Raw genomic sequence first — 18,917 nt, 5'->3', positions numbered from 1 at the left:
AATGAGATGAAATCTAAATGAGAATGGTTCGTAGTGCAAATAACCATTGGTAATAAGATCCCCTGCTTGCCACTGTGCAACCCCTTGGGGACAATGCTGGCAACCAGAGGAGATCACCATGCTCAAGAAACTGTTCAGTGCCCTGTTCGGGGGCGAGCCGACCAAGGCGCCGGAAGTCACTCCCACCGAATATGCCGGCTATCTCATCTATCCGGAGCCCATGGCGGAAGGGGGTCAGTACCGATTGGCAGGGCGTATCACCAAGGAGCTGGACGGCGTGCTGCAAACCCACCGTTTCATCCGCTCCGATCTGTTTGCCAATCCGGCCGATGCCGAGCGTTTCATGGTGCAGAAGGCCCACACCTTTATCGATCAGATGGGAGATCGCATGTTCGAGCCCCGCAAACCGGCTGACAGCCAAGCTTCATGACATTGCAAGAGGTCACCCTGCTGCGCGAGGCGCTGGCCCGCGCCGGTGAGCGGCGCCTGATCTGGCTGGAGGGGGAGGAGGCTGAGTGCATTGCCCGCGCCCAATCCCTGCTCGGCGAGACCGTCTTCTGGCTGGGTGCCGGGCCCGAGTGCTATGCCCCTCAACCCGCTGCCAAGGCGCTGCAGCGGCTCGGTCAGGAGTGCGACACGCTGGTATTCAATGCATTCAGCGGCTTTCACCCCGATGCCTTCGGGGCGCTGGCAGGCACTCTATGCGCCGGTGGCTTGCTGTTGCTGCTGACGCCGCCAAGAGTAGAGTGGCCTGCATGGCCGGATCCTGACCGGATCCGGCTGGTGGCCCAGCCGGAAGAGGCGAGCCGGGCCGGCCACGGCTTTATCGCCCGACTGGTGCGGTTGCTGGAAGGTGATCCAGCCCTCTCTCTGGAGCCGCCGGTTTGCTCGCAGCCGTGGCAACCGCTTGGGCCCGAACGCAGACTGAGCTGCGATCAGGAACAGGCACTACCTGCTATCCACAAGGTGTTGCACGGTCATCGCCGCCGGCCGCTGGTGCTGAGTGCCGACCGCGGTCGTGGCAAGAGTGCGCTGCTGGGCCTGGCTGCCGCCGAGCTGCTGCGCCAGCAGCCCCGGCTGAACATAGTTGTTACGGCACCCTCGCAGGCAACGGTGGCGACCCTGTTTGCCCACGCCGCTTGCGGGCTAGATTCTACGCCGGAACAGCTGACCGGGCTGAGCTACTGTTCGCCGGATCGGCTGGTGCACGAGGCGATTAATCCCGATCTGCTGCTGGTGGATGAAGCGGCCGCCATTCCGACCCCGCTGCTCGAGGCCATACTGGCCCGCCACAGTCGCATCGTGTTTGCCACTACCGAGCACGGTTACGAGGGGACGGGGCGCGGTTTTCACCTGCGCTTCAAACGGGTGCTCGATAGCCAGACCCCGGAGTGGCAGGAGATCCGCCTCTCTGAACCCATTCGCTGGAGTGAGCGTGATCCGCTGGAGCCGCTGATTTTCCGTCTGCTCGGCCTCAATGCCGAAGTGGCAACTCCCTTGCCGCCGACCAGCCCGAGCTGGCGTCTGGTCAGTCAAGAGGCGCTGGCGAGCGACGAGGAGTTGCTCAACCAGCTGTTCGGCCTGTTGGTGCTGGCTCACTACCAGACTACGCCGAGCGATCTCAGGTCCCTGCTTGAGAGTCCGGATCTCGACATCCATCTGCTGGAGCAGGATGCGAGCCTGCTGGGAGTGGCGCTGGTGGCGCGGGAAGGGGAGATAGAGCCCGAGCTGGCCGAGGCGATCTGGGCCGGTCGCCGCCGTCCGCGCGGCCATCTGCTGCCCCAGTCGCTGCTGGCCCACGCCGGTTTCAAAACGGCGGGGGGGCGCAGCTACGCCCGGGTGATGCGTATCGCCATCCATCCCAAGCTGCACCGGCACGGACTGGGTTCGCTGTTGCTTGGCAGGCTTGAAGTGCATTATCGTCAGGTGGGGATCGATTACCTCGGTTCTGCCTTTTCGGCCAGCGCCGCCCTGCTCCCCTTCTGGCGCAAGGCAGGACTGACGGTGCTGCGCATTGGTCTGCAACGGGATGCCGCCAGCGGCTGCCACGCAGCCCTGCTGCTAAAGGCGCTGAAACCCGAACATGAGCCCGAGTTGGATCAGTGGCAGCAGCGTTTCATTCGCCAGTTGCCGACCCTGCTGGCAGGCGAGCTGAAAGGATTGGATCCCGAGTTGGTATGGCAATGCCTGCAAGGCAGCACCGTCACCGCGCCGGAGCTTGGCGCGTACGAGCGCGATGAGGTTGAGTGCTTTGCCCTGCATCACAAGCCGTTCGAACTGAGCCAGTCGAGCCTGCAGTTGTGGCTGGCGGGCAATCTGGTCCGGTTGGCCGAGCTCACCCCGGATGAGCGTTATCTGCTGATCGCCACCATCTGGCAATATGCCGACTGGGGAAGACTGGCTGCGATGTTGCAACTGGCGGGCAAGCCCGCCGTGATCAAGAGGTTGCGGGCGCTGCTGACGCGTCTCTTGAGTTCCTCTACCACTCGATAGGTTTGCCCTGCCAGTCGAGAAAGCTCAGCTCGCCATCCGGTTGCAGCCGGTTCATCAGGTTAATCAGATGGTCGGCTACCAGCTCGGGACTCTGCACATTTCCTGGCGGTACATTGGCGTGAAACGGGCGAGAGAGTTGGGTATCCACTGTGCCGGGATGGAAGGCTAGCAATTTGACGCCGGGGGCCCGCCGGGCCAGCTCGATGGCGGCACACTTGAGCAGCATGTTGAGGGCGGCCTTGGATGCGCGATAGCCATACCAGCCGCCTGCTCGGTTGTCGCCAATGCTGCCGACCCGGGCACTGAGAACGGCCAGAGTGCAAGGCTCGCGGCCAAACAGCGGTAACAGCTGGCTGATCCAGCACAGCGGCAGCAGGGCGTTGGTCTGGTAGAGACGGGTCATGGCATCCAGATTGAGTGCTTCGAGCCGCTTCTCCGGCTGAATTTCCCCCTGATGCAGGATGCCGTTGCAGATCACCACCCTGTGCGGTCTCGGTGCCAATTCCGCGATGCGGGCTACCGCAGCTGCCATCTGCTCATCGCTGTAATCACAACATAGCCAGTGCAGGGCTGGCGAAGAGGCTCCTGCTGGTGCGGGCTGACGGCTGATGGCAATCACTGGCCCGACACCAGCCGCCAACCAATGTGCTACCAGCGCCGCCCCGATCCCGCCAGAAGCGCCAATCACGACGATACCTTCACTCATCTCAGGCTCCTTGTGAGTGCATGATGGATTTCACCATCCGTCAATGTTGTCCTGATTGGCAGGTACGATCCCGCCAGCCTGCGGGATCAGGCGGTTAACGCTGCAATCTTGCCGAGATCCGAGCCGTTGGGTGAATTCCATTCCTATACTGAGGGAAAACCGCAGCGGAGTGCTGCCTGCGCAACCAGAGCATGAGAGTCACCATGATGGCTAAAGACGGGGAAGAGCGTAAATCCATTCTGACCGAGAGCGGCACCAACGAGCTTGAGATCATCGAGTTTCACCTCAAGAAGCAGCTACCGGACGGCCGTGAAAAAACCGCTTATTACGGGATCAACGTCGCCAAGGTACGCGAGGTGATCCGGGTGCCGGAGACCACTGATTACCCCAATGCCCAGCGCCATATGGTGGGGGTATTCTCCCTGCGGGATCGCCTCATTCCGCTGGTGGATCTGGCGGGGTGGCTCGGCATCAAAACCAACCCTGACCCCAGCCACAAGGTGGTGATCGTCACCGATTTCAACAAGATGGCCAACGGCTTTCTGATCGACAGTGTCAGCAGGATCCATCGGGTCTCCTGGGAGGATGTGGAGTCCCCCAGCCAGTTTCTGGAAGCGGGGGAGAACGACTGCGTGGTGGCCGTGGTCAGGCGCGATGGCAACCTCATCATGATCCTCGATTTCGAGAAGATCATCGCCGATATCAACCCCGAGCTCAGCATGGAGAAGTACGATGTCACTCAGGATCGCAAGGTGCTCATCGACGATCGCATGATGGCGCTGCGCCAGGGCAAAACCATTCTGGTGGTGGATGACTCGGCCTTTATCCGCAAGATGATCGAGACCACCCTGCGCACCGCTGGCTACAACGTGATCACGGCCAAGGATGGGGGCGAGGGGCTGGAGATGATGACGGATTTCGATCGTCTGGCCCAGGAGGAGAGAATGCCGGTGACCGGCTTCGTCAATGCGGTGATCACCGATGTGGAGATGCCGCGCATGGATGGCATGCACCTGCTCAAACGGCTGCGGGATACCCCCTCCTACAAGGAGATGCCCATCGTGATGTTCTCCTCGCTGATGAGTGACGACAACCGCCAGAAGGCGCTGCAACTGGGGGCGAACGATACCATCACCAAACCCGAGATTGGGCGAATGGTGGGGATGATGGATCATATGCTGCTGGGAATTGCCCCGCCTTCGCCAGCCAACAACATCTGACCTGCCGTTAACTTCCAATTAGCCGGTCGAATTCACTGACCGGTGCCTCAAGCGGCCACTCCTTGCCAAGGAGTGGCCGCGCTGTTTTGGCTGTTTGCTGCGATCCCGACGCCCCTTGTCTCCCGGATATGATTCATGTAATGATAATTATTATCATTTGTTGGTGTGAAGCATATGACAGCAACCTGGGTGAAGGGGTGGGTCGAGTCGACCGAAGGTGGCAGCAGCATGAGTCACTGGAAACAGCAGACTCGAGAGGGTAACCGGCTGTTTGACTGCGGCGAGTATCATCAGGCGTTGGCCCATTATCAGCAGGCGCTCTGGCTGGCTCGTCAGCAATTGGTGCAGTGGCATGACGCCGATGAGGCGGTGGCTGCGCTGGTTGTGGCTCACCACAATCTGGCGGATCTGCTGGTGGCCATGACTCTGTCCGATCGCGCCGCCGACCTGCTCTGCTATGTGCACGACTGCCTGCTGGCGACCTGTCACTCCCCCGCTTGCTCCTCTCGCCTGCGAGAGGCGGCTTTGCGCCATACCCGCACAACCCGTGCCGAGTTGCTGACGTTCGTACAGCGCCACGGCAGCCACGCCGGAATCATGCGTTCGCTCGGTCACTGCCTGTGTCAGAGCGAGCCCTCATCCCGGCTCCATTAATCCGAACAGAGGTCATCATGAGCCATACCCTGCCAGCCCTGAACTATGCCTACGACGCACTGGAACCCCATATCGATGCACTGACCATGGAGATCCACCACAGCCGTCATCACCAGACCTATATCAACAACCTCAACGCCGCGCTGGAAGGGGCGCCAGAGCTGGCCGCAATGCCGGTAGAGGCTCTGCTGCGCCGCTTCGATACTCTGCCTGCCACCTTGCAGGGGGCGGTCCGCAACCATGGCGGCGGCCATGCCAACCACTCCCTGTTCTGGCTGGTGATGAGCCCGCAGGGGGGCGGTGAGCCGGGTGGTGAGCTGGCTCTGGCCATCGAGCGGGAATTGGGGGGATTTGATGCCTTCAAGCAGGCTTTCACTCAGGCTGCCCTGAGCCGCTTTGGCAGCGGCTGGGCCTGGCTGGTGGTGGACAAGGCGGGAAGATTGCAGGTGGAGAGCAGTGCCAATCAGGATAGTCCCCTGATGCATGGACATACCCCAATCCTGGGGCTGGATGTGTGGGAGCACGCCTACTATCTCAAGTACCAGAACAAGCGTCCTGACTATATCGCAGCCTTCTATCAGGTGGTGGATTGGGCCGAAGTGGCCCGCCGCTATCAGGCGGCGCGAGGCTGACTTGGTCGCTGGGAATGGGTGTGCAGGCTCACCGCCACAACCTGCGCTGTAATAACAAGACCCGCCAGTTGGCGGGTCGTCTGTTTATGGTGCGGCTGTGCTGGCGCTGGCGGCTGAAGCCACCGGCAATGTGGGCAAGGCCGCGCTGGGCGTCTCGGCGGTGGTTTGTGCCACGGGTTTGGCGGGAGTGACCGGCTCAGTCGTTGCCGCAGCGGATACAGCAGGGTTGAGTTGTGCTGTCGCGGCCGAGGCAGATGGAGTAGCCGACTCGGTGGCAACCGCGGCAGAAACTGCCGCTGGCTTGGCCTCATCCACCGCCGATTTGGGCTGCTTTAGGCAGGGTTGCAGGCTGCCGATGGTACTCAGTGATTGGCAAGGCACAGGCAGACCGATGGGGACCGGTGCCCCGAGGAACTTGGGCCCCTTGTCCAGCACATAGAGGTCGAGCAGCCCCATCAGGCGGGCAAAGACTTCCCGCACCCGGGTGCGGATCCCCTGATAGGCGCTGGGATCCTCGGCATTGAAGCCGACCGCATCGATACCGAAATGGCGGGCGATGAAAATGGCCCGCTCGTTATGAAAGCCCTGGGAGACCACGGTAAAGCGCTCCTGGCCGAACACCTCCTTGGCACGAACCACTGAGTCGAGGGTGCGGAATCCGGCGAAATCCATATAGATGGCGGAGGCGGGGATGCCCGCCTTGATCAGGGCGCGGCGCATCTGGCGTGGCTCGTTGTACTGCACGGTGGCGTTGTCACCGGAGACGATGATGAAGTCCACCTTGGCATTGTTGTAGAGCTCGGCCGCCGCCTTGATACGGTATTTGAAGTAGTGGTTGGGGCCGCCACCGGAGAGATATTTGGAGGTCCCCAGCACCACCGCAACCCGGTTGTAGGGCACCTTGTCTACCTGATCGTAGGTGTAGTGACGGGCATCCGAGACGATCCACTCGCTGTAGCCCAGCAGCATGGCAATCAGGGCCAGCAGCAAAACGAGGCAGGCGAGGAGGATCTTGGCAAACTTCTTCATGCGCGGTGCGGTCAGGGTCTGAAGTTGGGAGTGGCTATCGGCATTCTATTACAACTCGGCCGCTGGCGTCAGGCTTGATAACGGGCGGGCACCTCATTCGGGCAGAGGTTGTCGCAGCAGAGGCCGGGAGAGCGGGAGGATAAAGCGAGGGGCTGCGGTGGCAGCCCCTCTGGTCGGTGAAGGTTTATCAGTGGGCGGAGTCATTGCCCTTGCAGGCGTCTGACTCCTTGTTTGCTTGCCACCAGGGCAGCAGATCCCGGGCGAGCCACGCCTGATAGGCGTCGCTGTCGTTGGCGATCAGGCGGTCCAGCTCCCCTTCGAAGTCGCTCATCGCCTGCTGTCGATCCGGATTGCGCAGCGCCTGTGCCAGCGCCAGCCAGCTGGCGCCGCGACCGGTATCGTTAAGGAAGCGGTGCACGGTATAGGACCAGGAGTAGACCATCTCGCCACCCTGCTCGTAGTCAAGGTGGAGGATAGCCGCCAGTGTCGGGCGCTGGTTGGCGGGGCGGTTTGCCACGTTATCCAGACCCCGGGCAAAGCACTGGCCGTGGGCGATGTACTCTGCAATCCCCTCGGCCCACCAGGTAGTGCGGTTGAGCGGATAGTGGCCGAAGCTGCCGTACTGGTTGAAGCGGCCGTCGAGATAGTGAACGTACTCGTGGCGCAGGTTCCACACCTGGAAGGCGGGGCGTTTCCACTCCGCCTCATAGGCGAAGAAGCGGGCCTGATTGCCGGGGCGAGCCGGATCCCCCTCGATATAGATGCCGCCATTGTCGGTGGATACGCCAAACAGCGCGCTGCCGTAGCGGCCCCAGTCGGCGGAGGAGTTGAAGATCACCAGCTCCAGCGCCTCGTTGTGATCATCGGCCACCGGTTGCCAGCCTGTCTCCATCTGCTGGTGGAAGCGCTGCTCTTCATCACCCAGCTCGCGGCAGATCCCTTCGGCCTGAGCCTGGGTCAGATCCTGAGCGCGCAGACGCAGGGTTGGCGAGCAGGTGTGCTCGAACGGCAGAATATCTTCCATGCGGATCGGGGTACAAAGCCCGGCGAACTCGCCACTGACACAGGCTTCGCTGGTGCGATCCGTGTAGGTGAGGTAGTAGCTGGAGAGGGTCAGGGATACCTCTTCCAGCATGGCGGCCGGATGTTGGCCACCCGGGATCAGCCCCTGCTGGCGCATGATGGCGATGACATCGCGATCCAGCTGTTGGCGATAGGCGATCGCCTTATCCGGGCTGGTGTGATGGAGGTAGCGCATCATCTGGTAGAGGCGGCTGTGGGCATCGAGGATGTTGTTGAAGATAAACAGATCCCGTGAGCCATCGCGCTGTTTCCAGAGGGCCAGCTCGCTCAGGCCCAGTTGCAGCAGGCTCTGGCGCAATGCCGCCTCCTGTTGCAGCACAGCTGCGCTGAAGTCAGCCTGCTGACCGTAAGAGGCGCTCTGATCGACCAGATTGAGCAGCTCGAACAGGCCATCGGCCCAGGGTTTGTGGCCATTGAGCTGCGCCGCATGTTGCACCGCATAGCCGAGCGCCTGGTTGAGCTGGGCCAGCATGGGGGCGGCACTCTGGCGGAAGGCGGCTTGGCCAAGTTGTCCCTGCGCCGCTACGCTCCAGGCTTCCAGCACTGTGCCAGCCTGATCCTGCGGTTCAGCACCCAGCAGCAATGGGTGGTTGAGCAGATCAATCATCACCCCGGCCAGAGCCCGGGCGGCCTGATCACTCTCTTTGCCAACGCCGCCGTGGTAGTTGTGGGCGCGCACATAGTAGAGCAGCTTGTCCATTGCCGGATGGGTCGGCTGGTTGGCCGCCAGCAGAGCACGCATGCCGCGCACCACCGCCATCAGCTTGGCGTCATCGTGGCCGTAATCCGCCTGCCAGGCAGGACTGTTCTGGCCACTCACGTCGGCCACCAGTTTGGCAGCATCGCTGTCGAGCAGATCCACATCGGGCTGCTCGGGCTCGGAGCAGAGACGACCATTGGCACGGCGGCACTCCAGCTGCTCCTCCTTGCTGGCCAGCACGATGGGGCGATTGAGCACCCGACTCTCCTGCCACGCTTTGCTCTCTGGCAGGGGCTGCCACTCGCCGCCAGCGACCGGGAATTGGTAGCCGCTATCTTGCAACGTTACCTGAACCTCGCTGCCAGCGGGGATCACCTGACGACAGATGCGATAGCGGATGGTGTTGCTCCCCTCCTTGCGCTCCTGCGGCTCATCACACTCCTGCTGAGGCGTGAGCTGATCCAGCTGCCACTGATAGCGGCGCCAGACGTGGATCTCGCTGACCTGAGCAGCAGCCTGACTGCCTGCCACCGGCTGCAGGCGGAAGAAGATCTGCTCCAACCGGCCATCCCGTTCACTCGGGGTCTCTTCAAGTACCTGCAACTGCTGCCAATCCTGCGGCTGATAGTGCCACTCCGACTCGGCGCAGCGGCCCTGCGCGTTGAGCTCGCAACGATCCAGCTCCCTTTCGCTCTGACCCAGAATGATGGCTTGCGGCAGCGGCAGGCGATCCTGCCGCTGGGCGGTCGGCGTGCCCGCCAGCTGCTCCCAGCGACCCTGCTTGAGGCCATAACCAAAGTCATAACTGCTGGCGGGAATGAGCTTGCCCGCCGGAATCCGAGCTTCACAGCGCACGAAGCGGATCTGCCAGCCCGCATCTACCTTGAGCTGCGGCTCGCCACACTGCTGTTCGGCTAGTGCAGCGAGATCGCTGCTCTGCCAGTCGAAGCGACGGTAGACCCTAAGCTGCTGGTAAGGAGCATTGCTGCTGCGCGCCTTGAGCTCGTAGGTGATCTCGGTGATGCGAGCGGCCAGTTGCCGGCTCGATTCGCCAGTCAGCTGATACTGTCGCCAGTCATTGGGGGAGTAGTTGGCTTGCGCCGAGGATGTAGCCAAAAGTAGGGGGCCTGCCAGCAGCAGCCACCCGGTACCTGAACGGTTCATTTTTATCCCTTTGTTCTTGTTTGTGTATTGTCTTGCGAGTAATCGCAAGGCAATTTACAGAGACTCAAAAGAATATCAATGATTTTTTTAAATAACATATAAATCAATGGTATAGCGTTGATTTATATGCTTGCTGTTTTTGAACTCCTGCTGCCGTAGTGAGGGCTCACACGAGACTTTATTGAAGAGGTTGTTAGTTGTGTAAAGTGCGTGTCAGATCTCATTTAATCAACACGAGACATGCAGCAAATGACCAGGAAAAGCGAGATGTCCCTATGGCTTAAGCCACATTATCTGGGCGGATGATGACTGGTGACTCAATCAGCAAAGCCAGCTATTTGTTCGTGAGGAGGCGGGATGAAAAGATATTGGCCGCCTGTATGGGTAGCACAGGCGACCTGATAAGAGTTGCTTTCAACACCACCTGCTCATCTGTTTCGCGCCAATTTCAGCGTCACTACAGATGAGTCATCAGAGATAGCTGACAGTCACGATCGCCATGTTGCTGGCATTGGTCACTTTGTAGCTGATAGTGCTGCTAATTGAGCTGATTTGACCGGCGTGCTGCAAGTGAGCCAAAGGCATGGTTTGCTTGTTCATGCCTGAATAGCAGGTCACGCTGCTGTCAGAAAAATCACATGGAGATTCATAGATAGTGCCAGTAAACGTCACTGAGCCATCAGCCGCAGAAGCTGTGGATGGCAACAAAGCGGTACCAAGCAGCAAGGAGGTGCATACAGAGAAAACTGTCTTGCGAACTAAACGGGAGGCGGTGTGTTGAGCTTTCATATCTATGTCCTTTTCGTCACAGGTGTTGTACGAAAAGGGCAACGCAATCAAAGAGTAATGCCATAAATCGGCAATAACATCACTCTTCTCAGATGGCAGCTCCGCTGTCTTAGGTATCAAAACCCTTAGACCGGTGGCTTTGCGTCCCGACCTTTCGATCGGTTTGCCCTTTACTCTATGTCTAGATGATAACACTCCACTTTGAGAAATCAATCGGCTTAAAAATCATGAGAGATGGATCACAGTTAGTCTGCATAATTAATAACGTATATTTATTTTTTATCTCAAATCTTGCCTGTGAATATTGCGAACAAGCCTCTATATTAGCGCGTCATATCTATGATTAATATGTAATGTAGTAGATGTATATTTATGTGTGGGCTGCCAATGACTTGATTACTTGATTACTTGATTACCTGATTACCTCTTTAGGGGGTTATTCATGAAGTGGTTGATAACTATTGTCAAAAATAGATAGGTTATCTTTGTTGTATCTTTGTTGTATTTTTGTTGGAGTTTTGTGTGCGACTTTAAATTCATAGTCTGACAATATTACAATAGATGTCCTTTATATGAACTTTATTTATTTCATGATCTCGCTTTATGTTTTGCTGTTGCCTTAACTCATTGTTTTTTATGTGTTTATAAAAAAATTTATACAAATCAAAATGTATTTGATGTGCATCAAACGAGTCGTTAATTTGTTCGTCAAGCAAAAGCGGAATGCGGCTTTCTGCACAGACGACAAGGACGTATGTAGTTGTGCAGTTGAGGTGTAGCGGGAACTACCCCTGATGCGGTGTGCTGCTTTTGCTTATTTAAATAAACCTGAAGAGGCACAGTTTATTATTGGCATGACTTCTCATCGGCTTAATGAGAGACGAGCGCCAACAGTTGCTGTGCAGTATATCGCGGCATCACTTAATATCGTGACTCCAGCATGATTGGAGTGATGCAGTACAACACACGTTAATGTAGGTATAAACGAATGAAAGCTAATAAGATTCTGGTTGCTATGGGTGTTGGTTCCATGCTGCTGTGCGGCTCCGCTTTTGCTGCTGGTGGTGCCGGTTCCGGTAAAGTCACTTTTAACGGTGAAATCATCAACGCTCCTTGCTCTGTAGCCCCTGAGTCTGTTGACCAGGTAGTTGAAATGGGCCAGATCAGCACCAAAGAGCTGGCCAACGGTGGTGAGTCCAACTCCAAGCCGTTCAGCATCAAGCTGCTGAACTGTGAAATCTCCGACGCCGAAGATGCTGTCAAGGTGACTTTCAGCGGTGCCAAAGACCCGGTAGATTCCAGCCTGCTGGTGATCGGTGGTGGTGACGCCGCTGGTGCCGGTATCAAGATGACCGCTCCGGGTGGTGCTCCGATCGTGCTGGGTACTCCGACTTCAGCCTTTACCCTGGTTAATGGTGATAACGAACTGCCGTTCAGCGCCGTGCTGAAAGGCTATGCAAAACAAGACACCAACCCGCTGAAAGCCGGTGCTTTCACTGCAGTGACCAACTTTACTCTCTCCTACGAGTAATAGAGTGCCTTAACGTGTGACAAGGGTTGTGGTGGTGCGAGCCACCACAACTTCACACATTCTGTTTCCTCACATCGAACCCTAATCATGAAAACTTCAATGATGGCGGCCATGGTGCTGCAGCTGGTGATGATGGCGGGATCAGTCCACGCCAACGAACTCACGGATGGACTAGCCGAATCGGGCTGTACGCTGAAGGTGCTGCGCAGCATTCCGCTGCAGGCTCAGCAACCGGGTACGTTGAAAATCAGCGGTTGTCAGGTTGACGGGGCGACGGTGGCATCACTGCCTTTTATTTCCATGTCCGTGCGTGGTGCCATGAGCGATGAGCTGGGCATTCTCAATAACGGCCAATATCACAAGGTATCCGGTGAGCGCTTTATTGTCTCGGATATCGTCAACAGTGATCTGGAATTCAATTTGGGGCTCATCAGCAGTCAGCTGTTTTTTCCGGACAGTACGACGCTGTTAGAACTCAATTATATGTAAGCAAACCAATTGCTTAGTGTAGATACCTCATTACGTGAGACCTTTATGCAATTCCTAGAGTGAAAATATGAGCGTTTCAACATCAGACTCTGTGAGAAAAAAACATTATTCAAAAATGGCTTTTATGCTATGCGTGCCCGGCCTGATGGCGGTGGCAAATCACGCATGGGCAGAAACGGAGTTTAATATTGATGCGCTCGATCTGGATGAGCGGACCAAGATCGACCTCTCCCAGTTTGCCGACGAAGGCTACATCCTGCCCGGCGACTACTACCTCGAGATCGAGGTCAACAAGAACAAGCTGCCCCTGCAGAAAATCCCTTTCTACGAGAGCGATACTGGCAAGGGAAAGGGTGGGGTAGCCTGCCTGCCGCAAGACGTGATCCCCAAGCTGGCGCTGACCGACGAGGCCATCGCCAAGATCGATACTTGGCACGATGGCCAGTGTGCCAACCTGCTGGCGCTGGACGGCGTAGTGATCTCGAACGATATCGGTAACGGCTTGCTGCGCATTGCCATCCCTCAGGCGTGGATGAAGTACAGCGATCCCAACTGGATTCCGCCCGAGCAATGGGATGAAGGGATCCCGGGGATGATGCTGGATTACAACATCAATGCCCAGGTCAACGAAGGCGATGGTTACTCCAATCACAACATCAGCAGCTATGGTACGCTGGGGTTCAACTACGGCGCCTGGCGTCTGCGGGGTGACTATCAGGCCAGCTCTTACTGGGGTGATAATGAGCGGACGTCGACCGAGCTGAACCGTATCTATGCCTATCGTCCGCTGCCGAACATGGCCGCCAAGCTGACAGTGGGTGAGCAGCAGCTCAATTCCCAGTTAATCGATGGGTTCCGCTATACCGGCGTCAACCTGGCCAATGACGAGCGCATGCTGCCGCCTAGTCTGCAGGGTTATGCGCCGGAAGTGAGCGGTATTGCCAAGACCAACGCCAAGGTCACCATCTCCCAGTCCGGCCGGATCATCTATGAAACCAACGTGCCGGCGGGCCCGTTTCGCATCCAGGGGCTGGACAGCTCGGTGCGCGGCCGCCTTGATGTGCGGGTAGAGGAGCAAGATGGCAGTGTCAATTCGTTCCAGGTAGACACGGCAACTGTTCCTTACCTGACACGCCCTGGCTATGTCCGATACAACCTGGCGGTTGGTGCACCTTCCGAACAGACGGATTCGGTGCACGATGTGCACGGCCCTGCCTTTGTGACCGGTGATTTCTCCTGGGGGGTGGCGAACTCCTGGTCACTATACGGCGGCAGCCTGATTGCGGGTGAATACAACTCCATGGGATTGGGTATTGGTCGTGATCTCTATGCCTTCGGTGCTGTTTCTGCCGACCTGACCCAGTCCATCGCCAAGTTGCCGGGCCTGTCGACCAAGATTGGCCAGTCGGTACGGGTGAACTACGCCAAGCAGTTTGATGAATACAACAGCTCGATCACCTTCGCGGGTTATCGCTTCTCCCAACATGACTTCATGACCATGTCGCAGTTCCTCAATAACAAGGATCGGTTGGAGAACAACACTACGACCTCGAGCGATGATTACAATACCTGGGGTGACAAGGAGCTCTACACCATTACCGCCAACAAGACCTTCTGGGCGGAGGATGCAGCCAAGGCGCTGACGGTTTATCTGGACTACACCCACAGAACCTACTGGGATCACGAGGCAGAGGATCGCTACGGCCTCACTATCAACAAGAACGTGAACATCGGCAGCTTCAAGGATGTCTCCGTCTATGTGTCGGCCTACAAGACCAAGACCGAGAACTACGAAGATGACAAGAGCGTCATGTTGACCCTCAGCGTGCCAATAGGGGACAGAAAGAGCGCGGGATACAGCGTACAGTCCTCCAACGGCAAGGTGACTCACCTGGCCACCTATCAGGACTACAGTCGACCGGATGATACCTATCAGTTGGGGGCGGGTGTGCAGAGCAACGGCCACGCCGTGGCGCGGGGTTACTATAACCACAACAGCGACATCGGTGCGGTCAGCCTCAATGCCTACAGCGTGCAGAGCGAATACACCTCGGTTGGTGCCAGCCTGCGTGGTGGTCTGACGGCGACCCAGCACGGTGCAGCCCTGCACCAGGCGACACGTCGTGGCGGTACCCGCATGATGGTGGATACCGACAATACCTCCGGCGTCTCTTTCAACAATGGCCGCGCCGTGACCAACCGCTTTGGCGTCGCGGTGATCAGCGACATGACCGACTATCGCAAGAGCGATACCCGGGTCGATGTGGATCAGCTGAGCGACGACATCGATGCGATGAACGCCATCAAGCAGGGGACCCTGACCGAGGGCGCAATTGGGTATAATGCCTTCGAAATTGCCGAAGGGTTCAAGCTGCTGGCCAGTGTCAGACTACCCGATGGCTCAGTGCCGCCGTTTGGTGCCACCGTCGTCAAGGATTCCGGCCGTGTGCTCTCGGTGGTGGATGAAGATGGCCTGGTCTATCTGACCGGGGTGAAACCGAATGAAGCGTTTGAACTCTCCTGGGGCGGGGCCCGCCAGTGCAAGATAGTGGCACCGCAACAAGTAACCGATCTGTCGATGAAGACTCTCACTTGCAAGTAATGGGATACCGATGAAAAAGCTGCTCTCTTATATCTGTCTGGCTGCGCTTGGCATGACCTCACTCAACGTCAGTGCCGCCATTGTGCTGGATCGTACTCGTGCCGTTTATCCGGGCGGCGCCAAGTCCATCAGCCTCAACATCAAGAACGAGAACCAGAAGCTGCCCTACTTGGCGCAGGCCTGGATTGAAGATGCCCAGGGCCAAAAGATCTCTTCTCCCTTCGTGGTGCTGCCGCCGGTACAGCGGGTGGATGCCAACCAGAAGTCCATCGTGCGCATTGCCAGCGTGCCGGCCATCGATAGCCTGCCCAAGGATCGCGAGTCCATCTACTACTTCAACTTGCGCGAGATCCCGCCCAAGAGCGAGAAGAGTAACGTGATGCAGATTGCCGTGCAGTCCAAGATCAAGCTGTTCTACCGCCCCGAGGCGATCCTGCCCGAGCGCGGTGCCATCTGGCAGGATCAGGTGCTGATCAGCAAACAGGGCAAGGCCCTCAAGGTCAACAATCCGACCCCTTACTACATCACCTACGTGGGCCTAGGTCATCCACAGGGCAAGGAGCGGATCACCATCAAGGGTTTCTCTGCCTTTATGGTTGCCCCCAAGTCAGAGCAGACGGTCACCATTCCGGAAACACTGGGAAATGAATTTGTGATCAGCTACGTCAATGACTACGGCGGATATATGGACATCAAATACCAGTGTGCAGGCAATGCCTGTAAAGCCGTGAAGAGCGAGTAAGGCCTATGCTACGTTCCATCTTCTGTTCAAGTCTTATGCTGTTGGCAGGAACGGCATTGGCAAATGGCTATGTGACGCCTAACCCAACCCATGATTACTATATATCGTTGGACAAGGCTGACATTCAAAACAGACCTGGTTTTACTACCAAGGCATTTGAGTGGAATTTGGGAGGGCAATACTCAGGTATCGTTACCTGCCCAGATAGAAGCATTCCGCAATCTCCAGTGTACTATAAAGCAACAATGACGGATGGCTTGCCTCAAGCTGGTGATGGTTTTGTAAAACTAAATGACTTTTTGGATATGAAAGTCGAAATTTGGATAGCCGGTTGGAAGAAAAAATTTGTTACAGCCCCATTTCCGAATGAAAGTAACGATTACCCAAATTACTCTTGTACTAAAGGGAAAGAGACAAGAATAAATAATTTCGAAAGCGGTAGTCGTGGAAAGGTAACTTTTCGCGTGAGAAAACAAATAATTAATGGTGTGCAAATTTCAGATCGTCAAGTGGTAGAAATGTATGGCCGTTTGGGGTCTACCACTACAGATTTTAATAATTTGCCAATGTCTCGAATTACGATTACATCTGCAATATTATATGTTCCTGAAGAGTGTGTGATTAATGGTGGGCAGACTATTGAAGTAGAGTTTGGTGATTTGCCAGGATCAGGATTGGATGGAAATAACTTTGAAAAGACGGTTCCTCTGACATTTCAATGCCGTGGTGGTGTTTTCGAAGGGGATGCTTTGAAGATCAATCTTGGTATTTCTGGAAAACCAACCTCTTTCAGTCAAGACTATCTGCGGACAACTCGGGATGGCTATCAAGGTGGAAATGTTATTTCCGATTTAGGGATAAAATTCAAACAGCTGGATGGTTCTCAGCTGAAATTGAATACCTTCTATCCGGTTTCCATGCAGGGAAATATCGGTGACTGGGGCTTTATCGCGGCACCGGTAACCCCAGCAGGTGCAGATATTCCGGCGGGCGATTTCTATGCGACTGCCACCATCGTTGCCGAGTTCCAGTGAGGATTTGTAATATGTTGCGGACATTGTGGATAGGTTTGGCGCTTTGCCCGATGCTGGCCGTGACGGCGGCTCCTCGTGCCAGCAATGACCTGGAATTGCTTGGCAATACGGTTCATCTCCATGGCAGGATCATCGATCAGCCATGTGTGGTTTCTCCTGAATCCCTTGATCAGGAGGTCGAGATGGGGGTAGTTGACGTGAAGGAACTCTATGCCAACGGAGTCGGACAGCTAGTGCCGTTCTTCATTCGTCTGACCAATTGCAAGCCGGGTATTTTCCGCATGGCCAAGGTGACCTTTACTGGCTCGCAGGATACCGAACTCAGCGGCGGATTGGCATTCACGGCCGGGATTGCCAAGGGGGCAGGCATCCGCCTGTATGACGTGGCTCAATCACCTCTGAATTTGGGTAGTGCCTCCCGCGGCTATCTGCTAGGTGGTGCGGCAGATAATGAGCTGCAATTTTTTGCCAGAGTCGAAGGACATCCTGCGGCATTGACCGCCAAGAACATCCAGCCTGGCGACTATTCTGCTGTCGCCAATTTCATCGTTGCTTATGAATAAACTCAGAAGTCGTTGCGCTGGATGACTTTTGTATTGCCATGGCTGGGCCAGGTGATGACGCCACCTAGATAACTGGAAAGGTAAATACCTCCGGGCAATTGAATGAACTTGGCTTTTTGTTTGGGGGGCGTTAGCGCCGCGACCAGAGTGGCGACCATAGCGTTATTGGTCAGCGCCTGCTGGTCAATGAAATTGACAATGGTATTTTTTATCTCGACCGAAATATCGCCATTATCCCGCTCCAGATCCCCAACAGAATCCAGATTGAACAGCGTCTTTCCCTGATTGTCAGTGGCTATCACAGTGGCCACTACTATTTCTCTGTTCATGGTCACAATATATTTACTCTTTCTGGTCATTTCTACCCAGTTGTCTGGTGCCTGACAATCTCTGTGATATCTGACAGTGGTTTCTTGATTATTGTAATAGTTGTTGGAAACATTATTTCCCTGCTGGTTCATGGTTGTGATAACGCATTGAACTTCTTCGGCCACCGGGTGACCGCTACGCAACAGGAAGATATTTTCGGATAATTTCCTGCTGCTATTGTTGATGGAAAAATAGCTGATGGCTTCTTTTCCAACCAGAATTGAAATCTGCTCATCAGCTTTACGTGAAACAGGTTTTATCAAGGGCGTCAGTGAATCTATTTTCACATTCAGTGCTTTTTCCGTCTCGCTGGTCATATAGAGAGAAATCTGACCTAAATTGATAGTGCGTAGTGTATTTGCTGTTGCATAGTTATAAATGACGAGGGCTAGTGAAGTCAGCGAGACCAGCAACAATGCAAACAGCAAAATACGCTTTGGGCTGAAATATCGGTCATATTTGCGGCGAGTATATTGCCGCCTGGCTTGAGGTGCAGGGGAAGGCGTCGGCGCATGAATTTCTTCCGCTGGTGCTGGTTCTTCACTTTCCCCTGCGAGCTCAATCGGAGCACAAAACATATAGCCAACCCGTGGAATGGTATCGATCGCATCCATTAAGCTGAAGGATTCCAGCTTTCTTCTCAACGAGAGTATCTGCCGGTTCAAATTGGTATCGGTATTGTCCTGATTTGGCCACAAGGCATCCTGCAGTTTGCTTCTTGGAATGACAGTGCCTGCCTCATCACACAGCATTTCGAGTAGCTCGGCTTCCTTGTTGCTGAGCTTGATGTCCTTGTCCCCTTTCGAGATTCGGAATATTGCAGCGGAGAAAAAGATATCCTCTGCAATTTTATAAATTCTGTTACTCATGTGTGACTCGTCTTACTGCCAAGGAGAGCATTTTACCACCACGCAGTCTTTGTTCAAATAATGATAAATCGTCAATTTCTTTTATTATCATATGGTTAGCTTTCCTACTAAATGCATGGTGGAGGGTATGGTACTACAGCCAATTAATTTGGTTCAAAAAATGTGCAAAAAAAGGCCGTTTATGTAATCGTTCTCACTTATTCAGACTGAGGAGGAGGATTTTGATACCACCAGCATTTTATTTTGAG

General features: G+C 55.8%; 16 protein-coding genes and 1 riboswitch. Of the genes, 11 read left to right on the top strand and 5 right to left on the bottom strand.

Annotation, left to right across the window (positions count from 1 at the left end):
• Positions 1-118: 118 nt before the first annotated feature.
• Both AB5Y82_RS14360 and AB5Y82_RS14355 read left to right on the top strand, forming a co-directional pair.
• Positions 119-430, top strand: a complete 312-nt coding sequence (locus AB5Y82_RS14360; RefSeq protein ID WP_005354958.1) for an HlyU family transcriptional regulator — start codon at positions 119-121, stop codon at positions 428-430.
• On the top strand, positions 427-2,493 hold the full coding sequence (locus AB5Y82_RS14355; RefSeq protein WP_368174149.1) for a tRNA(Met) cytidine acetyltransferase TmcA: 2,067 nt from the start codon (positions 427-429) through the stop codon (positions 2,491-2,493). The genes AB5Y82_RS14360 and AB5Y82_RS14355 overlap by 4 nt, the downstream gene beginning before the upstream one ends.
• On the opposite strand, the gene AB5Y82_RS14350 is transcribed toward AB5Y82_RS14355, so the two are convergent.
• Positions 2,480-3,199: an SDR family NAD(P)-dependent oxidoreductase gene (locus AB5Y82_RS14350; RefSeq protein WP_368174148.1), complete on the bottom strand. Its 720-nt coding sequence runs from the start codon at positions 3,197-3,199 to the stop codon at positions 2,480-2,482. The two genes, AB5Y82_RS14355 and AB5Y82_RS14350, sit on opposite strands and share 14 nt — an antisense overlap.
• A gap of 203 nt (positions 3,200-3,402) precedes the next feature.
• Here AB5Y82_RS14350 and AB5Y82_RS14345 point away from each other — a divergent pair, with 203 nt between their 5' ends.
• The 3 genes from AB5Y82_RS14345 (at position 3,403) to AB5Y82_RS14335 (ending at position 5,705) form a co-directional block, all read left to right on the top strand.
• Positions 3,403-4,419 carry a chemotaxis protein gene (locus AB5Y82_RS14345; RefSeq protein ID WP_076493308.1) on the top strand — a complete coding sequence of 339 codons (1,017 nt, stop codon included), beginning with the start codon at positions 3,403-3,405 and terminating at the stop codon, positions 4,417-4,419.
• 174 nt (positions 4,420-4,593) lie between these two features.
• Complete coding sequence (locus AB5Y82_RS14340) at positions 4,594-5,073, top strand: tetratricopeptide repeat protein (RefSeq protein WP_227341878.1); 480 nt, start codon at positions 4,594-4,596, stop codon at positions 5,071-5,073.
• Positions 5,074-5,090: 17 nt separating this feature from the next.
• A complete protein-coding gene (locus tag AB5Y82_RS14335) occupies positions 5,091-5,705 on the top strand; it encodes a superoxide dismutase (protein ID WP_058059387.1) in 615 nt (204 codons plus the stop codon).
• Between the two features lie 84 nt (positions 5,706-5,789).
• Here AB5Y82_RS14335 and AB5Y82_RS14330 read toward each other — a convergent pair whose 3' ends face one another.
• The 3 genes from AB5Y82_RS14330 to AB5Y82_RS14320 form a co-directional block, all read right to left on the bottom strand.
• Positions 5,790-6,734, bottom strand: coding sequence for a vancomycin high temperature exclusion protein (locus tag AB5Y82_RS14330; protein WP_368174147.1), 945 nt, complete (start codon positions 6,732-6,734; stop codon positions 5,790-5,792).
• Positions 6,735-6,921: 187 nt separating this feature from the next.
• On the bottom strand, positions 6,922-9,681 hold the full coding sequence (locus tag AB5Y82_RS14325) for a collagenase (protein ID WP_368174146.1): 2,760 nt from the start codon (positions 9,679-9,681) through the stop codon (positions 6,922-6,924).
• A 471-nt stretch (positions 9,682-10,152) separates the two neighbouring features.
• Positions 10,153-10,470: a fimbrial protein gene (locus AB5Y82_RS14320; RefSeq protein WP_265773926.1), complete on the bottom strand. Its 318-nt coding sequence runs from the start codon at positions 10,468-10,470 to the stop codon at positions 10,153-10,155.
• Positions 10,471-10,561: 91 nt separating this feature from the next.
• Positions 10,562-10,648, bottom strand: a riboswitch (cyclic di-GMP riboswitch).
• Between the two features lie 810 nt (positions 10,649-11,458).
• Between AB5Y82_RS14320 and AB5Y82_RS14315 the strand changes: the two genes are divergently transcribed.
• From AB5Y82_RS14315 to AB5Y82_RS14290, 6 genes are all read left to right on the top strand, one after another.
• Positions 11,459-12,001 (top strand): fimbrial protein, encoded by a 543-nt coding sequence (locus AB5Y82_RS14315; protein ID WP_026034942.1) that lies wholly within the window; start codon positions 11,459-11,461, stop codon positions 11,999-12,001.
• 99 nt (positions 12,002-12,100) lie between these two features.
• On the top strand, positions 12,101-12,490 hold the full coding sequence (locus tag AB5Y82_RS14310) for a hypothetical protein (protein ID WP_019445468.1): 390 nt from the start codon (positions 12,101-12,103) through the stop codon (positions 12,488-12,490).
• A 67-nt stretch (positions 12,491-12,557) separates the two neighbouring features.
• Positions 12,558-15,092: a fimbria/pilus outer membrane usher protein gene (locus tag AB5Y82_RS14305; protein ID WP_368174145.1), complete on the top strand. Its 2,535-nt coding sequence runs from the start codon at positions 12,558-12,560 to the stop codon at positions 15,090-15,092.
• Between the two features lie 10 nt (positions 15,093-15,102).
• Positions 15,103-15,834 (top strand): molecular chaperone, encoded by a 732-nt coding sequence (locus AB5Y82_RS14300; protein ID WP_368174144.1) that lies wholly within the window; start codon positions 15,103-15,105, stop codon positions 15,832-15,834.
• Positions 15,835-15,839: 5 nt separating this feature from the next.
• On the top strand, positions 15,840-16,868 hold the full coding sequence (locus AB5Y82_RS14295) for a fimbrial protein (RefSeq protein ID WP_159144405.1): 1,029 nt from the start codon (positions 15,840-15,842) through the stop codon (positions 16,866-16,868).
• A gap of 11 nt (positions 16,869-16,879) precedes the next feature.
• Positions 16,880-17,431, top strand: a complete 552-nt coding sequence (locus AB5Y82_RS14290) for a fimbrial protein (RefSeq protein WP_108611975.1) — start codon at positions 16,880-16,882, stop codon at positions 17,429-17,431.
• A 2-nt stretch (positions 17,432-17,433) separates the two neighbouring features.
• Here the strand turns inward: AB5Y82_RS14290 and AB5Y82_RS14285 are convergent, their stop codons facing one another.
• Positions 17,434-18,669 (bottom strand): winged helix-turn-helix domain-containing protein, encoded by a 1,236-nt coding sequence (locus tag AB5Y82_RS14285; RefSeq protein ID WP_111901435.1) that lies wholly within the window; start codon positions 18,667-18,669, stop codon positions 17,434-17,436.
• Between the last annotated feature and the right edge of the window lie 248 nt (positions 18,670-18,917).

The organism is Aeromonas sp. s13 (genome assembly GCF_040907905.1).
Taxonomy (GTDB): Bacteria; Pseudomonadota; Gammaproteobacteria; order Enterobacterales; family Aeromonadaceae; genus Aeromonas; species Aeromonas veronii.
This window is presented reverse-complemented; position numbering and strand designations above follow the sequence as displayed.